This window comes from Fusobacterium varium (assembly GCA_021531615.1).
Taxonomy (GTDB): Bacteria; Fusobacteriota; Fusobacteriia; order Fusobacteriales; family Fusobacteriaceae; genus Fusobacterium_A; species Fusobacterium_A varium_C.
This window is the reverse complement of the sequence record JADYUE010000021.1, coordinates 23,150-39,111: the sequence shown is the minus strand read 5'-3', so window position 1 is coordinate 39,111 and position 15,962 is coordinate 23,150. Positions and strand designations below refer to the sequence as shown.

14 protein-coding genes are annotated in these 15,962 nt (G+C 24.1%); all 14 read left to right on the top strand.

The window, feature by feature from the left end; all coding sequences use genetic code 11:
* Positions 1–554 precede the first annotated feature (554 nt).
* The 14 genes from I6E31_07845 (at position 555) to hslU (ending at position 15,913) form a co-directional block, all read left to right on the top strand.
* Complete coding sequence (locus I6E31_07845) at positions 555–1,916, top strand: sugar transferase (GenBank protein MCF2639883.1); 1,362 nt, start codon at positions 555–557, stop codon at positions 1,914–1,916.
* Positions 1,916–2,665 (top strand): glycosyltransferase family 2 protein, encoded by a 750-nt coding sequence (locus I6E31_07840; GenBank protein MCF2639882.1) that lies wholly within the window; start codon positions 1,916–1,918, stop codon positions 2,663–2,665. The genes I6E31_07845 and I6E31_07840 overlap by 1 nt, the downstream gene beginning before the upstream one ends.
* Before the next feature lie 11 nt (positions 2,666–2,676).
* Positions 2,677–3,756, top strand: a complete 1,080-nt coding sequence (locus I6E31_07835; GenBank protein MCF2639881.1) for a glycosyltransferase — start codon at positions 2,677–2,679, stop codon at positions 3,754–3,756.
* A gap of 1 nt (position 3,757) precedes the next feature.
* Positions 3,758–4,858, top strand: coding sequence for a UDP-N-acetylglucosamine 2-epimerase (non-hydrolyzing) (wecB, locus tag I6E31_07830; protein ID MCF2639880.1), 1,101 nt, complete (start codon positions 3,758–3,760; stop codon positions 4,856–4,858).
* 28 nt (positions 4,859–4,886) lie between these two features.
* Complete coding sequence (locus I6E31_07825; protein MCF2639879.1) at positions 4,887–5,849, top strand: glycosyltransferase family 2 protein; 963 nt, start codon at positions 4,887–4,889, stop codon at positions 5,847–5,849.
* Positions 5,846–7,024 (top strand): O-antigen ligase family protein, encoded by a 1,179-nt coding sequence (locus tag I6E31_07820; protein ID MCF2639878.1) that lies wholly within the window; start codon positions 5,846–5,848, stop codon positions 7,022–7,024. The genes I6E31_07825 and I6E31_07820 overlap by 4 nt, the downstream gene beginning before the upstream one ends.
* Positions 7,025–7,512: 488 nt before the next feature.
* Positions 7,513–8,316, top strand: coding sequence for a glycosyl transferase (locus I6E31_07815; protein MCF2639877.1), 804 nt, complete (start codon positions 7,513–7,515; stop codon positions 8,314–8,316).
* Positions 8,313–9,746, top strand: a complete 1,434-nt coding sequence (locus tag I6E31_07810; protein MCF2639876.1) for an oligosaccharide flippase family protein — start codon at positions 8,313–8,315, stop codon at positions 9,744–9,746. The genes I6E31_07815 and I6E31_07810 overlap by 4 nt, the downstream gene beginning before the upstream one ends.
* Positions 9,747–9,751: 5 nt before the next feature.
* Positions 9,752–10,045: an HU family DNA-binding protein gene (locus I6E31_07805; protein MCF2639875.1), complete on the top strand. Its 294-nt coding sequence runs from the start codon at positions 9,752–9,754 to the stop codon at positions 10,043–10,045.
* Between the two features lie 2 nt (positions 10,046–10,047).
* The gene (locus I6E31_07800) at positions 10,048–10,344 is read left to right on the top strand and encodes an HU family DNA-binding protein (GenBank protein MCF2639874.1); all 297 of its coding nucleotides are present in this window, start codon (positions 10,048–10,050) and stop codon (positions 10,342–10,344) included.
* 250 nt (positions 10,345–10,594) lie between these two features.
* Entirely contained in the window at positions 10,595–11,548 is a 954-nt protein-coding gene (locus I6E31_07795) for a hypothetical protein (protein MCF2639873.1), read from the top strand.
* Positions 11,549–11,780: 232 nt separating this feature from the next.
* Entirely contained in the window at positions 11,781–12,989 is a 1,209-nt protein-coding gene (locus tag I6E31_07790; GenBank protein ID MCF2639872.1) for a M20 family metallo-hydrolase, read from the top strand.
* An 87-nt stretch (positions 12,990–13,076) separates the two neighbouring features.
* Positions 13,077–14,204 (top strand): transposase, encoded by a 1,128-nt coding sequence (locus tag I6E31_07785; GenBank protein ID MCF2639871.1) that lies wholly within the window; start codon positions 13,077–13,079, stop codon positions 14,202–14,204.
* 392 nt (positions 14,205–14,596) lie between these two features.
* Complete coding sequence (gene hslU, locus I6E31_07780) at positions 14,597–15,913, top strand: ATP-dependent protease ATPase subunit HslU (protein MCF2639870.1); 1,317 nt, start codon at positions 14,597–14,599, stop codon at positions 15,911–15,913.
* Positions 15,914–15,962: the final 49 nt, after the last annotated feature.

Below are 15,962 nucleotides of genomic sequence, written 5' to 3'. Positions count from 1 at the left end.
GACCTCCTTTAATTATTGTTTGGCGACTTAATTTTATCAGGAAAATTTACTTGTCTCATCTTTTTTTTACAAAAAAGTAAAAAAGGTGTTAATACATTTTAAGTACCAACACCAAAAATTATACACCCGCTAAAAATAAAGAACTGTATTAAACTAATGATAAAAAGTTGTTAGTTTATACAGTTCTTTTTCTTTTGTACTGGTAAATTATTGTTTTTTAAAAAGTTTTGCAACTTATAAAAGACAAACTTTAAATTTTTATAAAAAAATGATAGTATAAAAGACAAAAAAATCCTCTTAACTAAAAAAATTAGTTTAAAGGGATTTTTTATTTTTAAAGAGTTCGTTTTTATACAAATAAACGCATAATACTCAATATCGTTATTTATTAGAATACTACTTTTTACATATCTTGTCAATAAAATATTAGTTAAATAGATCTTTTTAATAAATTAAACAGATTATAAAAATGGAAAAATAAGCTTTAGAAAAGAAAAAAGTTCTTCTAATTGTATAAAGGCGAACTAATAATAAAACAGTAAAGGGGAAGAACATTGAAGAGGCAAAGTGTAAAAATACTAATGATAATTTTACAATTTATATTCTATTTTGGAGTTAATAAATTATTTAATGTACCAGATAGAATTATGTATAACACCTTTTTTATTTACCTAATTTTAAACCTTACTAAAAATATGTATTCCTTTAAAACAATACTAATATGGGAAGAACTGAGAAAACAGATTAGAGTTCATATTGAATATTTGCTTGTGATGCTAATAAATGATATAGCATTTTGGGGAGTTAAATATATCCCAGTTCATTTGGTAGTAGGAATAACATTCACATTTTTTAACATTTTAATAATAAAATTTATCAGAAGAAAATTTATTAGATTACTAGAGAAAAGACTATTGATAATAGGAGTAGGAAATACAGCAAGAGAATTAACAAGGATAATAGGAGAAAATAACTTTACTATGTATAACTTACAAGGATATATCTCAGCAAATAATCTGCTTGGGATTCAACAAGAGGTTTGTATAGATAAAGATAAAATTCTAGGAAACTATGAAGATATAGAGCAAATAATATCTGATAAAAGAATAAGTGAAGTAATTATAGCAATGCCATTAGCAGACAATAAGCAGATGTTAGAGATAATTAATAAGTTAGATGGAAAAGTAAGAAATATTAAGTTTACTCCAGAGTTAAATGGAGTATATACATTTAATTCAGAGATAGAAGATTATGATGGGTTAATGTTAATATCAACTTACAATGGAATGAATAGACAGATAAATAGATTTTTAAAGAGAAGTTTTGATATTTGTACAGGGATTGCTGGTTGCTTAGTACTAGGAATATTGTATTTGATTTATGCTCCAAAAATAAAAAAAGATGGTGGGAAAGCAATATTTTATCACACAAGAATAGGAAAAGACCTGAAGCCATTTAAGATGTATAAGTTTAGGAGTATGTATGTAGATGCAGAAGAGAGATTGCAAGAGATGCTTGCTAAGGATGAAAAGATAAGAGAAGAGTTTTACAAGAACTTTAAACTTAAAGATGATCCTAGAATAACAGAGGTAGGAAAATTTTTAAGAGAATCATCACTAGATGAGTTTCCACAATTTATTAATGTATTAAAGGGAGATATGTCCTTTGTAGGACCAAGACCAATAGTACAAAAAGAAGTGGAAATGTATTATGGAGAGGAAACAAGTAAGAAGATATTTATGGTAAAACCTGGAATTACAGGAATGTGGCAAGCAAATGGAAGATCAGATGTAGAGGATTACAATGAGAGAATAGCATTGGATTTGTACTATATAAGAAACTGGTCGTTATGGTTGGATATAATAATAACAATAAAAACATTTAAAAATGTAATTTCTAAGAAGGGGGCATATTGATGGAACCATTAGTAAGCATAATAACTCCAGTGTATAATGCTCAAGATTATTTAGAGGAAACTATTTTATCTGTTTTAAATCAAACATATTCTAATTGGGAATTGTTATTGATAGATGATTGTTCAACTGATAATAGTTATGAAATTATAAAAAAATATTTAGAAAAAGATAAAAGAATAAAGTATTTAAAAAATGATAAAAATAGTGGACCAGCTATAACTAGGAATAAAGGCATTGAAGAAGCAAAAGGAGAATATATAGCTTTTTTAGATAGTGATGATTTATGGTATGAAAATAAATTGGAAAAGCAAATTAATTTTATGAAAGAAAAAAAGTTAAAAATAAGTCATGGTAATTATTATTTTTGTAATTTAAATGGAGAGATTATAAAAAAAGTAACAACAGATAAAGAGATTGATTATAAAAAGTTATTATTAGGAAATCAATTTAAAACAATGACTATGGTATTAAAAAAAGAAATAATAAAAAATCTGATACCTAATATAAAACATGAAGATTATGCTTTCTTTTTAGATATTTTAAGAGAAGGAAATATTTCTATTAGAAATGAAGAATATGATTCATTATGTAGAATAGGGAAGATAAGTGTATCTTCAAATAAAGTAAAAAGTGCAATATGGACATGGAATATTTATAGGAAATATGAAAAGTTAAATTTATTTCAAAGTATATACTATTTTATAAACTATGCTTTGAACGGAGTGATTAAATATAAAAAACAACCATGAGAGAGGGTAGAATGAAAAAAATATTATTAATAGACGGTGTTTATTTTATAAATACAAGAAATAGAAGAATTATAGATTCTTTAAAAGAAAAATATGAAGTTAAATTTTGTGCTTGGAATAGAGAAAATAGAAAAGTAGAAGATAGTGAAAATTATGTATATTCTAGTAATGAAGGATATGGAAAGAAAATAAAAAAATTGTTAGGAATGAAAAATTATTTGTTGTTTATAAAAAAAGTAATAAATGAATATAATCCAGATATAATAATTGCTTCACAATGGGATATGTTATTATTAACGATTTTAAGTAAATTTGAAGGGAAAATAGTATATGAAAATCTGGATATCCCAACTAGTTCAAATAAGTTAATATTAAAAGTTTTATTAATATTAGAAAAATGGATGTTAAAAAAAGTAGATGGAATAATATTTGCTTCAAGATTTTTTATTCCATTATATAGTCAATACAAGGGAAGAAAACTATTATTAGAAAATTTACCTTTAAAAGAAATTGATATAAAACAACAAATTGAATTAGAAAAACGAAAAAAAATAAGAATATCTTTTATTGGAAGTTTAAGATATTTTGAAACAATGAAAAATTTGCTATTCTCAATTCAAGAAAGTTCTAATATTGAAGTTTACTTAATAGGAAAAGGAGCAGAAAATTATAAATTTAAAGAGTTAATTAAAAAACAAAACCTAAAGAATATATTTATGATAGATGAATATAAATATGAAGAAATCAAAAAATTTTATTTAGACACAGATTTAATTTGGGCAGTATATCCAAATAAAGATTATAATGTTAAATTTGCAATTTCAAATAAATTTTTTGAAAGCATTTTATTTGAAAAACCATGCTTTTTTGCAAAATACACATTATTAGGAGATTTTGTGGAAAAAAATAATATAGGTATAGTTGTAGATCCATATGATACAGAAGAAATCAAGAAAAAAATAGAAAAAATAAATGAGAAAACTATTTTAGAACTACAAGAGAACATAAAAAAATATAAAAAAGAGAAGGATTTATATTGGGAAAATCAAGAAATAAAATTATTAGAATTTATTAATAGAGTAGGAGAATAAAATGAAAGTAGGTTTAATATTTGGAACAAGACCAGAAGCTATAAAAATGGCTCCTGTTTATCATGAATTAAAAAATAATGGAATAGATATTAAAGCTGTTGTAACAGGACAACATAAAGAAATGCTTTATCAAGTACTTGATTTATTTGGGATAAAACCTGACTATGATTTACAAATAATGAAACAAGGACAAGGACTTTCAGAGCTTACAGGAAGGCTGATAATAAAACTTGATGAAATTGTAAAAAAAGAGAAATTTGATTATATATTAGTTCAAGGAGATACAACTTCTGTTCTAACTGGTGCACTTGTAGGATTTTATAATCAAGTGCCAGTAGGGCATATAGAAGCAGGACTTAGAACAGGAAATATATATTCTCCTTTTCCAGAGGAAGCAAATAGAAAATTAGTTGGAAATATAGCAGATATTCATTTTGCACCAACAGATATAAATGTAGATAATCTTTTGAAAGAAAATTATCCTAAAGAAAAGATATTAAAGTGTGGAAACACAGTTATAGATGCACTTTATTGGGTAAAGAAAAATAAAAGTAGAGATATAGAGAAGATAAAAGAAAAATATAATCTTTTAGATAAAAAATATATTTTAATTACTATGCATAGAAGAGAAAATTGGGGACAACCAATGGAGGAAACTCTTACAGCTGTAAAAGATTATTTAAGAGAACATGAAGATTTATATTTAGTATTTCCAATGCACTTAAATCCATTAGTGAGAGAAGTAGTTCATAAAGTATTAGATGATTTTGATAGAAAAATATTATTAGAACCATTAGAATATTTAGAGTTTATAGCAGTAATGGATGGAGCGCATTACATAATGACAGACTCAGGAGGAGTACAAGAAGAAGCACCAAGTCTTGGAAAACCTACATTAGTATTAAGAGATACTACAGAAAGACCAGAGGCAATAGCAGCAGGAACAGCAAAACTTGTAGGAATAAAATATGAAAATGTAATAAAATATATGAAACTTTTAGAAGGAAAATTGTATCAAGAAATGTCAAGAGCAAATAATCCATATGGAGATGGAAGGACTTCAGAGAGAATAAGAAAATATTTAGAAAAATATAATAATTAATTAAGGTGAAATAGAATTGGAAGAAAAAATAACTGTAATAATTCCAGTTTATAACGTGGAAAAATATATAGCTAAATGTTTAGAAAGTGTTTTAAAGCAAACATATAAAAATATAGAGATTGTTATTATAGACGATGGAACAAAAGATAGTTCTGGTATGATATGTGATGATTATGCTAAAAAAGATTTTAGAATAAAAGTCATTCATCAAAAAAATCAAGGTTTGTCAGGTGCTAGAAATACTGGCTTAAAAATTGCAACAGGAGATTATATTACTTTTTTAGATAGTGATGATTTTATAGATGAAAAAATGCTAGAAGAAATGTTATTAGCATTAAAAAAAAATAATGCTGATATAGTTGAGTGTGGAACAATCTATTGTAATGAGGATGAAACATTTATAAGAGAAAATACAAAAGATGAGTTAAGAGTTTATAAAAATGAATATCAAATAAAAGAATTAGTTTTTTTGGGAAATATAACTACTACTAGCTGGGGAAAATTATATAAAAAGAAATTATTTAAAAATTTTGAATTTCCTTTAGGAAAATATCATGAAGATACTTTTACTACATATAAATTATTGCATTTATCTAGCAAAACTATTGTATTGAATAAAAGTTTTTATTATTATAGACAAGTTAATGGAAGTATAATGAATTCTAAATTTAATATTAAACATTTAGATAGTATAGATGCAACAATAGAAAGAAGTAAATTTATAGAAAAATATTATCCTATGTATAAAAAATATGAATATGCTAATATTGTATATTCTTGTTGTAAAGTTTATGAAAGAATGATTTTAGAAGATTTTTATAACAAGAATATAATGTTGAAATTACAAGAGCTGATTAGAAAAAATTTGATATATTTTTATTTTTATAGTAAATCAAAAAAAATTACAAAAATATTTGCTAGTATTTGTTTTATAAATATGAATTTATGTAAAATTCTTTATAATTTTAGTTTATCTAAGGTGAAAAAATGAAAAAATTAACTTTAAAAAAAGAAACTATAAATATTTTATTTTATATGATAGGAATATTTTTTATTAATAGATTTTTTAATTATGAAATATTAAATAAAAATCAAATTTTACAGAAAATATATATTAATTTTTCAAGAGTGATTTTCTTATTTATATTAGGATATTGGTTAAAAAGTAAAATTTATAAAAAAGATTTAAAATTATTAATATTAATGTCAATATATTTTATTTTAATCTTGATAACAACTATTGTAAATAATGGAAGTATTAGAAGTATTATTATGGTAAGTTATCCAATAATAGGAACAATTTTACTTATTAGTATTGGAATACATAAAAATGAAGATTTATTAATAATAGCTTTTTCTTGGCTATTTTATAGTTTAATAATGATAAATTTTTTTGATACTATTTTATTTAAAGATACATCGTCGCAATATTCAACAAGTTATTATTTTTTAGGAGGAAAAAATCAATTAGCTATTCCTTTTTCAGTAGGATTTTGCTTTATTAAAATTTATTATGAAAAATATCGAACGTCAAAATTAAAATTTTTTTTAATAAGTTATTTTATTATTATAATTTTAACAGGAATAATAATTAAGTCAGGTACTTGTATTGTTTCTTTGATACTATTATTAGGATTAAGTTATTTTAAATGGTTAAAAAAGATATTAACTCCATTTAATTTTTTTATAGGGTATTTGACACTTTTTATAGGAATTATAATTTTTAAAATCCAAAATTATTTTAAATTCTTAATAGTAGATATTTTACATAAAGATATAACATTTACAAGAAGAACAATTATTTGGGAAAAAGTTTTGGAAAAAATAAAAGAAAAGCCATTACTTGGTTATGGTATGAATATTGATACAAACTATTTTCAAATAAAGGCAATTTATCCTGATAAAGAAGTTTTAGAAAATTTAAGTGCCCATAATCAAATATTACATCACCTATATGAAACAGGAATTATAACTACAATGGTTTTAGCTTTAATTTATTTTTATTGTTGTTATAATAATAAAAATAATAAAAACTTTATTTATTTTTTTTATACAATTGTTGTTATTTGTATAACATGGTTAACAGAAGCAACAGGAATATATGCAATAATAGCTATATTAACTTTTTGTTATTATTCAAATAGAATAAGGAGAAATAAAGATTAAATGATAAAAAATAAAGAAGATTAAAAAAAATATTTAGCAATGGATAAAAAAGCGCTTGGAATAACTAAAAAATTTCCAAGTATTTTTGGAGATGAAATTTGGAAATTTGAAATTATCTTAAGAAAATATGAATTTTATAATAATTGTACAAATAATTTTTTTATGAAAAAATTTTATTCATTTTTGCATAAAAAATATAGTTTGAAACTAGGGTTATAAATTCCAATCAATGTATTTTTAGGAGGGTTACGTATAAATCATTTTGGTCTGATTATAGTTAATCCTGAGGCTAGAATAGGAGAATGGTGTGATATTCATCAAGGTGTAAAGATATTTGGAAAAATTAATATAGGTGATAATGTTATGATAGGAGCAAATAGTGTTGTAAACTCTTCATTTGAATCTAATATTAGAATAGGTGGTATTCCAGCAAAAAAAATTAGCAATAAATCTAATATTTATATAAGAAAATAAAGAAAGGAAAGATTATGATACCTAAAAAAATTCATTATTGTTGGTTTGGAGGAAATCCTTTACCAGAATTAGCAATAAAATGTATAGAATCTTGGAAAAAATATTGTCCAGATTATGAGATTATAGAATGGAATGAGAAAAATTTTGACTTAAATTGTAATAGATATGTAAAAGAAGCATATGAATGTAAAAAATGGGCGTTTATAACAGATTATGTAAGACTTTATGCTATGATAACTCAAGGTGGAATATATATGGATACAGATGTAGAAGTCCTTAAAAACTTAGATATTTTTTTAGGAAATAAAGCATTTTCAGGATTTGAAAGAGAGGATGCAATTCCAACGGGGATTATGGCTTGTGAAAAAGATTTTCCTTTATTTAAAGAATTGTTATATGATTATAATAATAGGACTTTTATAAAACAAAATGGAGATATGGACTTAACCACAAATGTTACATCAATAACTAATATTTGTCTTAGTCATGGTTTAAAATTAAATAATCAAAAGCAAACAGTAAAAGGATTTACTTTATATCCAAAAGATATTTTTTGTCCTAAAAGTTATGAAACAGGGAAAATAGAATGCACAGAAAATACTTATACGATTCATCATTTTTCAGGTTCTTGGCATACAGAAAAAGAAAAGAAATTTGAAGAGTTTGAAAGAAAGTTTTTAAATAATCATGGGCAGAAAAAAACAGATATATTGACAAAAAATATATTATATAAATTAATAAAGAATTTATATATAATTGGTTTAAAACAAACAATAAAAAAAATGAATGAAAAATTAATTAGGGTGAAAATTAAATGAAAAGCAATTTGATAAAAAGTTTTATATCATTTTCTATTGGTGGATATGTAAGTTTAATTATTGGATTTTTTACTGTTCCAATAATTACAAGAATAATAACTCCAGATCAATATGGAATATTTTCTTTATTTAATTTAATAATTAATTTATCTTTATTAGTTGTTCTTCTAGGATTTGATCAAGGATTTATAAGATATTATTATGAAGAAAAAAATAAATTTTTATTATTGTATACTTCTATAAAATATCCATTAATATTTTTTATCATACTACTTTTTATAGGAGTTATTTTTCAAAATCAGATAAGTAATTTTATTTTTCAAGAAGTAGATATTAAAATGATGATAGCTTTAACGATAAATTTATTTTTTTATATAATAAATACTTTTTCTTTTTTAGTTGTAAGAATGAATAAAAAAGGTTTAAAATATTCATTATTACAAATTTTACAACAAGTATTTAATTTTATTTCTATTATAATAATTTATAAAATATATGGAAATTCTTATAGAATATTAGTTCTAGCTAGTGTATTTTCCATTATAATTGTTACTTTATTATCTATAATTTTTGAAAAAGAAATATGGTTAAGAAATACAAAAGAAAAATTAAGTATAAATACAAAAGAATTATTTAAATATGGTTATCCTCTTGTAATAACTATGTCATTAAGCTGGATATTTCAATCAGCTGATAAGATAGCAATAAAAATGTTTTCAAGTTTAACTGAATTAGGATTATATGCCGGAGCATTTAAAATAATAGCCTTAATAAATGTTGTTCAAACTGGTTTTACTATGTTTTGGATTCCAGTTGCATATGAGAAGTTTAGTAAAGAGCCTGAAAATAAACTATTTTTTCAACAAGTTTTTAATGGAATTTCTTTTATAATGTTGTTGTTAGCTATAGTTGTTTTAATGAGTAAGAATTTAATAATTTTATTACTTGGAAAAAATTATTATTTAGCATCAATGATTATGCCGTGTTTAGTATTTATGCCCATAATGTATTCTATTTCAGAAACAACAGTTTTAGGTATAAATTTTAGTAAAAAGACAAAATATCATATAATAATTTCAGTAATAGTTTCAACTTTTAATATTATTGGAAATTTGATATTAGTTCATAAGTTTGGAGCTAAAGGTGCAGCTATTTCTACAGGAATTGCATATATTTTATTTTTTTCTATGAGAACTTATTTTGCAAAAAAATTAATAGATTACAATTTTAAATTACAAAGACTTTATTGTATTTCAATTTTAATTTTTGTTTATAGTTTATATTTATCATTTTGTAATAAAATTATTTTAAATATTATATTTGGAACTTTGTTATTAGTTTTACTTTGTGTTTTGTATTTTAGTGAAATAAAAATAATTTATAGTTATTTATTTCAATATTATTTTAATTTAAAAAAAATTAGAAGGTAAAAATCATGACAGAGAAAGAATTTCTATTATTATATAAAGAAAGAAGAAATTTAAAAAGTATGAGAGAAGCAAAGGAGAGTTTTGAAACTCTTTGGGATTCTATTTTCTATGCTTTAGATACAGATGAAAAACTTATAATTAAAGATTGGGGAATCTTTGAAAAGAAACTATTAAAATCAAAGAGAGTATTTAATATTTCAACAAAGGAGATAATAACAACTGAAGATAAGAAAGTTATAAAATTTCGTCCTAGAGAGAAGATGTTGGAAAAATTAGAGAATCCAGAAATGGAGGGATAAACTTGAATACAAAGGAGTTTGTCAACTATTATAAAAGATTAAGAAAAGAAAGAGATAATGAAGAATTAACTTTTCAAGAGGCAAGAGAAGAAGTAGAAACTTTTTTTGATCTTATAGGTGATATAGTGGCAATGGATGAAGAGATAAAGTTTAAAAATAAGGGGAACTTTATTTTACAAAAGAGAAAGAAAAAGAAGATAGGTGTATTTAATAGTAAGGAAACAAAAGAGATAGAACCAAAAGATACAGTAAAGTTTGTACAATCTAAAGTATTAAAAAAAGAGCAAGATAACAATTAAAATAGGTATATATGAGATAGGTAAATAATTCATTAATTATTAGTGTAATAATTTGATTTTATAATTAAAATTTACTTGTCTCATTATTTTTTTACAAAATCAAGAAAAATTTTTGATAAATTATATTAAAAGAATCAATTAAATCAATATTTTATTGACAAGATATGAAAAAAGTAGTATTCTTATACATAGTAATATTAGGTATTTTTGTAAAAAAATTATTTTATAGAAAAAGGGGAGAATAAAACAAATGAATGAGTTACAAGAGAGAACTTATATAGAAGATGATGAAATTGATCTTTTTGAGATAATAGATATTTTAGTTAAAAGAAAATTTTTTATAATAATATCTTTTGTCCTATTTACTATTATTGGACTTGGAGGAGCATTATATTATAGAAGTGTAAAACCATTTATTTTAGCTAAGAAGTTTTCTATTGATTATTCTTATGCTGAAAAAGATTATTTTTTTAATAAATCAAAGATAGTTTTAAATAAAATAAATCCTAATAATATTTTACTTAATGACAAATATATTAATAAATTATTCAGTATAAAAGAATTAGAAGAGATGTATAAAGAGACTTCTCCTAAAGATGATTATTCTAAAGTAAAATTTTTACAAGAGATTATAAAAATAAATTTTGATGAAAAATTAAACAGCTATACTTTAGAAGTTGAAATGAAAAGAAATGAATTACTTCAAAAAGAGATTATAAATACTTATCTTTTAATTTTAAAAGATGAAATAGAAAATGATATAGTGAAGAATATAGATGAAAAATATTCTACTATTAAATCTGAAAATGAAAAATCTAAAAATGAATTAGCTAAAATAGAAAAACAAATAGAAAATATTTTAATTACTCATTCAAATATGATATCTGATAAAACAGACTTAGGAGAACTTATAAAATTTATTAATCCAACTTTAGTAATCGAAAAAAATAAAATTACAGATATTTATACTAATACATCTAATTTATTAGTAGGATTTGATACATTAAAAGATGAAAATAATTTTAATCTTATCTTAAATAATATTATTAAAGAAAAATCCTCAATTTATGCTGTCGATTCAAGTAGTAAAGCAAAATTTATCTTATTAGGTGTCTCTATTTTTGGAATTGTATTTGGAATAATGGGAGCTTTTGTTTTAGAATTTATTGAAACTTATAAAAAAAGAAAAATTCAATATAATTAATTTTAGTAATCTGTTTATATGCTACATCCAAAATCTTAAATAACTAAGATAGAGGGTGTAGTTTTATTTGGCTCTTTGTCAAATAGTGTTGGTAGAAAAAACAAATAAATTTTCAAGTAACTCCAGTGATTTTTGCTGGAGTTATTTTGTTATTGTAAAATAGATAAATATCTTTTCTCCATTATTAGAAGTTTATGATATAATATACACCTACTAAGATGGAGGTGGAAGTATGTTGGATATAGATGTAATAAAAAGATGGTTTGATTATCTTTACTCAATAGGTGCAGATGAAACAGGAGGAGTTACAAGATTAGGTTACACTAAAAATGAAGATGTAATGCACGGAGCTATTAGAAACTTTGCTAGGGAGATGGGATTAAAATATTCTAGTGATGAGGTTGGTAATACATATGTATATGGTGAGAATTACAGTGAGTATTATCTGATTGGTTCACATCTTGATTCAGTTATAAGTGGTGGAAGATATGATGGAGTAGCTGGAGTATTAGCAGGGCTTTTAATATTAAAATGGATAAAAGATAACAACTTAAATATTCCTCTAAAAGTTGTAGCTTTTAGATGTGAAGAATCTAGCTCTTTTGGAATAGCAACAGTTGGAAGTGGACTTATAACTAAGAAACTTCAAATTGAAAAGATGAAAAAAGTAGAAAATACAGAGAGAGTATCTCTATATGAAGCATTAAGATTTAGAGGCTACAACCCAGAGTGCAGAAAGATAGAGGGAGTTTTAAACTATTTTGAACTTCATATTGAACAAGGTAGAATTTTAGAAGATGAAGGATTAAAAATAGGGATAATTAATTCCATAGCAGCAGCAACAAGATACTGGCTTACAATAGATGGTAGACAAGATCATTCAGGAGCAACACCAATGGGAATGAGACAAGATGCTCTTTGTGCAGCTGGAGAGATAATTATTGAATTGGAAAATATAGCAAAGAGAGAATCTATTCATAGTAGTGTAGGAACAGTAGGGTATTTAGGAAATTATCCAAATGCTTTTAATGTTGTGTCTGGTAGAGTAAAAATGGGGCTAGATATTAGAGGAGTAGAGAAAGATAGTATTGATAGAATAGATGATGAGATAGTTAAATTTGTAGATGAAGTTTGTAAAAAAAGAAATCTAAATTATGAATTGGATAATATTTCAAAGGCTATTCCAGTAAAATTAGATGAAAATTTAAAAAATGAATTAAGTGAAGTAGCAACTAAATTAGGAATAGAACATAAGATTATGAATAGTGGTGCTGGACATGATGCAATGAAGTTTTGGGATATAGCACCTACTGGAATGGTATTTATTCCTTGTAAAGATGGAGTGAGCCATAATAAAGCTGAAGAGATAGAATATGAAGATATTATCCTTGGAAGTAAGATAATATTTGAAGAATTGAAACAATTAAATAGTAGAAGATAAATAGAAAAAGACTTTCTTGGCGGGGGAGAGAACTGTTATTAAAGATATATAGATTAATATAAAAAACGATTAAGGAGTTAATAGAAAATGATACTTGCAAAAAAAGTTAGACTTTATCCAACTAAAGAGCAAGAACAAAAATTGTGGCAATCTGTAGGAATTGCTAGATTTATCTATAATTACACTCTTACAAAACAAGAAGAAAATTATAGAAATGGTGGAAAATTTATTAGCGATGGAATCATAAGAAAAGAATTAACTCAACTAAAAAAGTCAGAACTAATTTGGTTAAATGAAGTGTCAAATAATGTTGCTAAACAAGCTGTAAAAGATGCTTGTAATGCCTATAAAAGATTTTTTAAAGGTTTAGCTAAGAAACCAAAATTTAAAAGCAAAAAGAAAAGCAAACCTAGTTTTTACAATGATACTTCAAAATTAAAAGTTAAAGAGAAAAAAGTACTAATTGAAAAAGTGGGTTGGATAAAAACAAATGAACAAATACCAAGGGATGTTAAATATAATAATCCTAGAATTACTTATGATAATAAATATTGGTATCTATCTGTTGGAGTAGAAGTTAATAAAAAACAGGAAGAATTAACAGATATTTCATTGGGAATAGATTTAGGATTAAAAGATTTAGCTGTTTGTTCAGATGGAAAAGTTTTTAAAAATATCAATAAAACTAAAGAAGTTAAAAAATTAGAAAAAAGATTAAAACAGAAACAAAGGCAAATTAGTAGAAAATATGAATTAAATAAAATTATGAAAGGAGGAAGTTGTCAATTTATAAAAACTAAAAATATAGAAAAATTAGAGGAAACGACAAAACTAATACATAGAAAATTAGTTAATATTAGAAATAACCATCTTCATCAAGTTACAACAAGTATAGTGAAAACCAAACCATACAGAATTGTAATAGAAGATTTGAATGTTATTGGAATGATGAAAAATAAGCATCTATCTGATTCAGTAAGAAAACAATGTTTTCATAAGTTTAGACAATATATAACTTATAAATCAAAATTAAATGGAATTGAACTAGTTATAGTAGATAGGTTTTATCCATCATCAAAAACTTGTAGTCGATGTAATTCTATAAAAAGAGATTTAAAACTAAAAGATAGAATTTATAGATGTCCACATTGTGGAGCAGTTATTGATAGAGATTTAAACGCAGCAATAAATTTATCTGTGTATAAATTAGCATAATTTCACAAACAAGAAAATGCTAATGTGTAGGATTCGTTGTATCCGAATTTAAGCCTTTGGAGAGTCATATCAAACGAAAGTAGCTACGGCAAAATCGGATTCTATGAAGAAGGAAATAAACAATTTTCTATATTTTTATAGATTTTTGGCAACGGTGAATGCTAATTGTTACAAATTAATTATATAATTTTTAAAAATTAAGCATTAAATAGATTAAATAATTAAAGAGGAATTAGAAGAAAAACTTATAAAGTTTAATAAAAATAATATAACTATATTATTCCATTTTTAAATGGTTCTATCTAAAAATCTTATTAATTAAAGTATGAAAATTTTTAAAACTTTGTGATATAATAAACATATGTAAAAAATAAATAGTTGAGGGAGATAACATGATAAAAGGACTTACTCCTCAAAAAATAGTTGAGGAACTAAATAAATATATAATATCACAAGATGAAGCTAAAAAATATGTAGCAATCTCTTTAAGAAATAGAGATAGAAGAAAAAGTATAGATAATGAGGAATTGAGAAAGGAAATAACTCCTAAAAATATAATTTTGATGGGACCTACAGGAGTAGGAAAAACTGAAATTGCTAGAAGAATAGCTAAAATTGCCAATGCTCCATTTTTAAAAGTTGAAGCAACTAAATATACAGAGGTTGGATATGTAGGAAAAGATGTAGAAAGTATAATCAAAGATCTTGTATCTGTAACTTACAGAAAGATGAAAGAGCAAAAATATATTGATCTGAGAGATGAGGTATATGATATTGCTTTAGAAAAGGTTGCTAAAATTTTAAAACCTTATGACTCTTTAAATGATGAAGAGAAAGAAAAGATAATGGAAGATATAAATCAAGGAATCTATGATGATCAAGAGATTGAGATAGAAAAAACAAGAAAAGATATGGAGATGCCTATAATAGAGGTTGTTTCTGGTGGAGATGAGGCATCTGGAATAGGAAGCATATTGGATCAAGTGATGTCAAATGTAACTGGAAAAAATAGAAAGCTTACAACTAATGTAAAAAATGCTATTGAAATTTTTATTAATGAAGAGGTAGAAAAAAAATTAGATTTAGACAGTTTAAATGAAGAAGTGATAGATAATGTTGAAAATAATGGAATAATCTTTATTGATGAGATAGATAAGATAGCAGAAAGAGATGGAGTAGGAAAGGGAGAAGTTTCAAGACAAGGAGTTCAAAGAGATATACTTCCAATAGTTGAAGGAAGTACAGTAATGACTAAACTTGGACCTGTTAAAACAGATCATATTCTATTTATTGCAGCAGGTGCATTTACTCAAAGTTCACCATCTGATTTGATGCCAGAACTTCAAGGAAGATTTCCAGTTAGAGTAAAACTTAAAAACCTTGAGAAAGAGGACTTTATTAAAATTTTAACAGATGTAGAGTATAATCTTTTAGAACAATATAAAGCTATGTTAGCAACTGATAATGTAGAACTTACTTTTACAAAGGGAGCTATTGAAAGAGTTGCTGAATTGACTGCTCAAATGAATGAAAAAATAGAAAATATTGGAGCAAGAAGATTGGCATCTGTAATTGAAGAGTTGTTGAGAGAGGTTATGTATGAAGCACCTTATGAGGAAAAGAAAAAAGTAAATGTAGATGTGAACTTTGTTAAGAAGATATTTAAGAAAGAGAATGAAGAGGAAAATTTAGATAAATATATCTTATAGAATATGGAGAATTAATATAGAAATGCTGAATAGAAGGTTCAAATCTTCT

Excerpts from the sequence above, each read along its gene's own strand:
- I6E31_07785 (MCF2639871.1), top strand. The coding sequence starts at position 13,077 with ATGATACTTGCAAAAAAAGTTAGACTTTATCCAACTAAAGAGCAAGAA.
- I6E31_07805 (MCF2639875.1), top strand. The coding sequence starts at position 9,752 with ATGACAGAGAAAGAATTTCTATTATTATATAAAGAAAGAAGAAATTTA.
- I6E31_07790 (MCF2639872.1), top strand. The coding sequence starts at position 11,781 with ATGTTGGATATAGATGTAATAAAAAGATGGTTTGATTATCTTTACTCA.
- I6E31_07810 (MCF2639876.1), top strand. The coding sequence starts at position 8,313 with ATGAAAAGCAATTTGATAAAAAGTTTTATATCATTTTCTATTGGTGGA.
- I6E31_07795 (MCF2639873.1), top strand. The coding sequence starts at position 10,595 with ATGAATGAGTTACAAGAGAGAACTTATATAGAAGATGATGAAATTGAT.
- wecB (MCF2639880.1), top strand. The coding sequence starts at position 3,758 with ATGAAAGTAGGTTTAATATTTGGAACAAGACCAGAAGCTATAAAAATG.
- I6E31_07820 (MCF2639878.1), top strand. The coding sequence starts at position 5,846 with ATGAAAAAATTAACTTTAAAAAAAGAAACTATAAATATTTTATTTTAT.
- I6E31_07840 (MCF2639882.1), top strand. The coding sequence starts at position 1,916 with ATGGAACCATTAGTAAGCATAATAACTCCAGTGTATAATGCTCAAGAT.
- I6E31_07835 (MCF2639881.1), top strand. The coding sequence starts at position 2,677 with ATGAAAAAAATATTATTAATAGACGGTGTTTATTTTATAAATACAAGA.
- hslU (MCF2639870.1), top strand. The coding sequence starts at position 14,597 with ATGATAAAAGGACTTACTCCTCAAAAAATAGTTGAGGAACTAAATAAA.
- I6E31_07815 (MCF2639877.1), top strand. The coding sequence starts at position 7,513 with ATGATACCTAAAAAAATTCATTATTGTTGGTTTGGAGGAAATCCTTTA.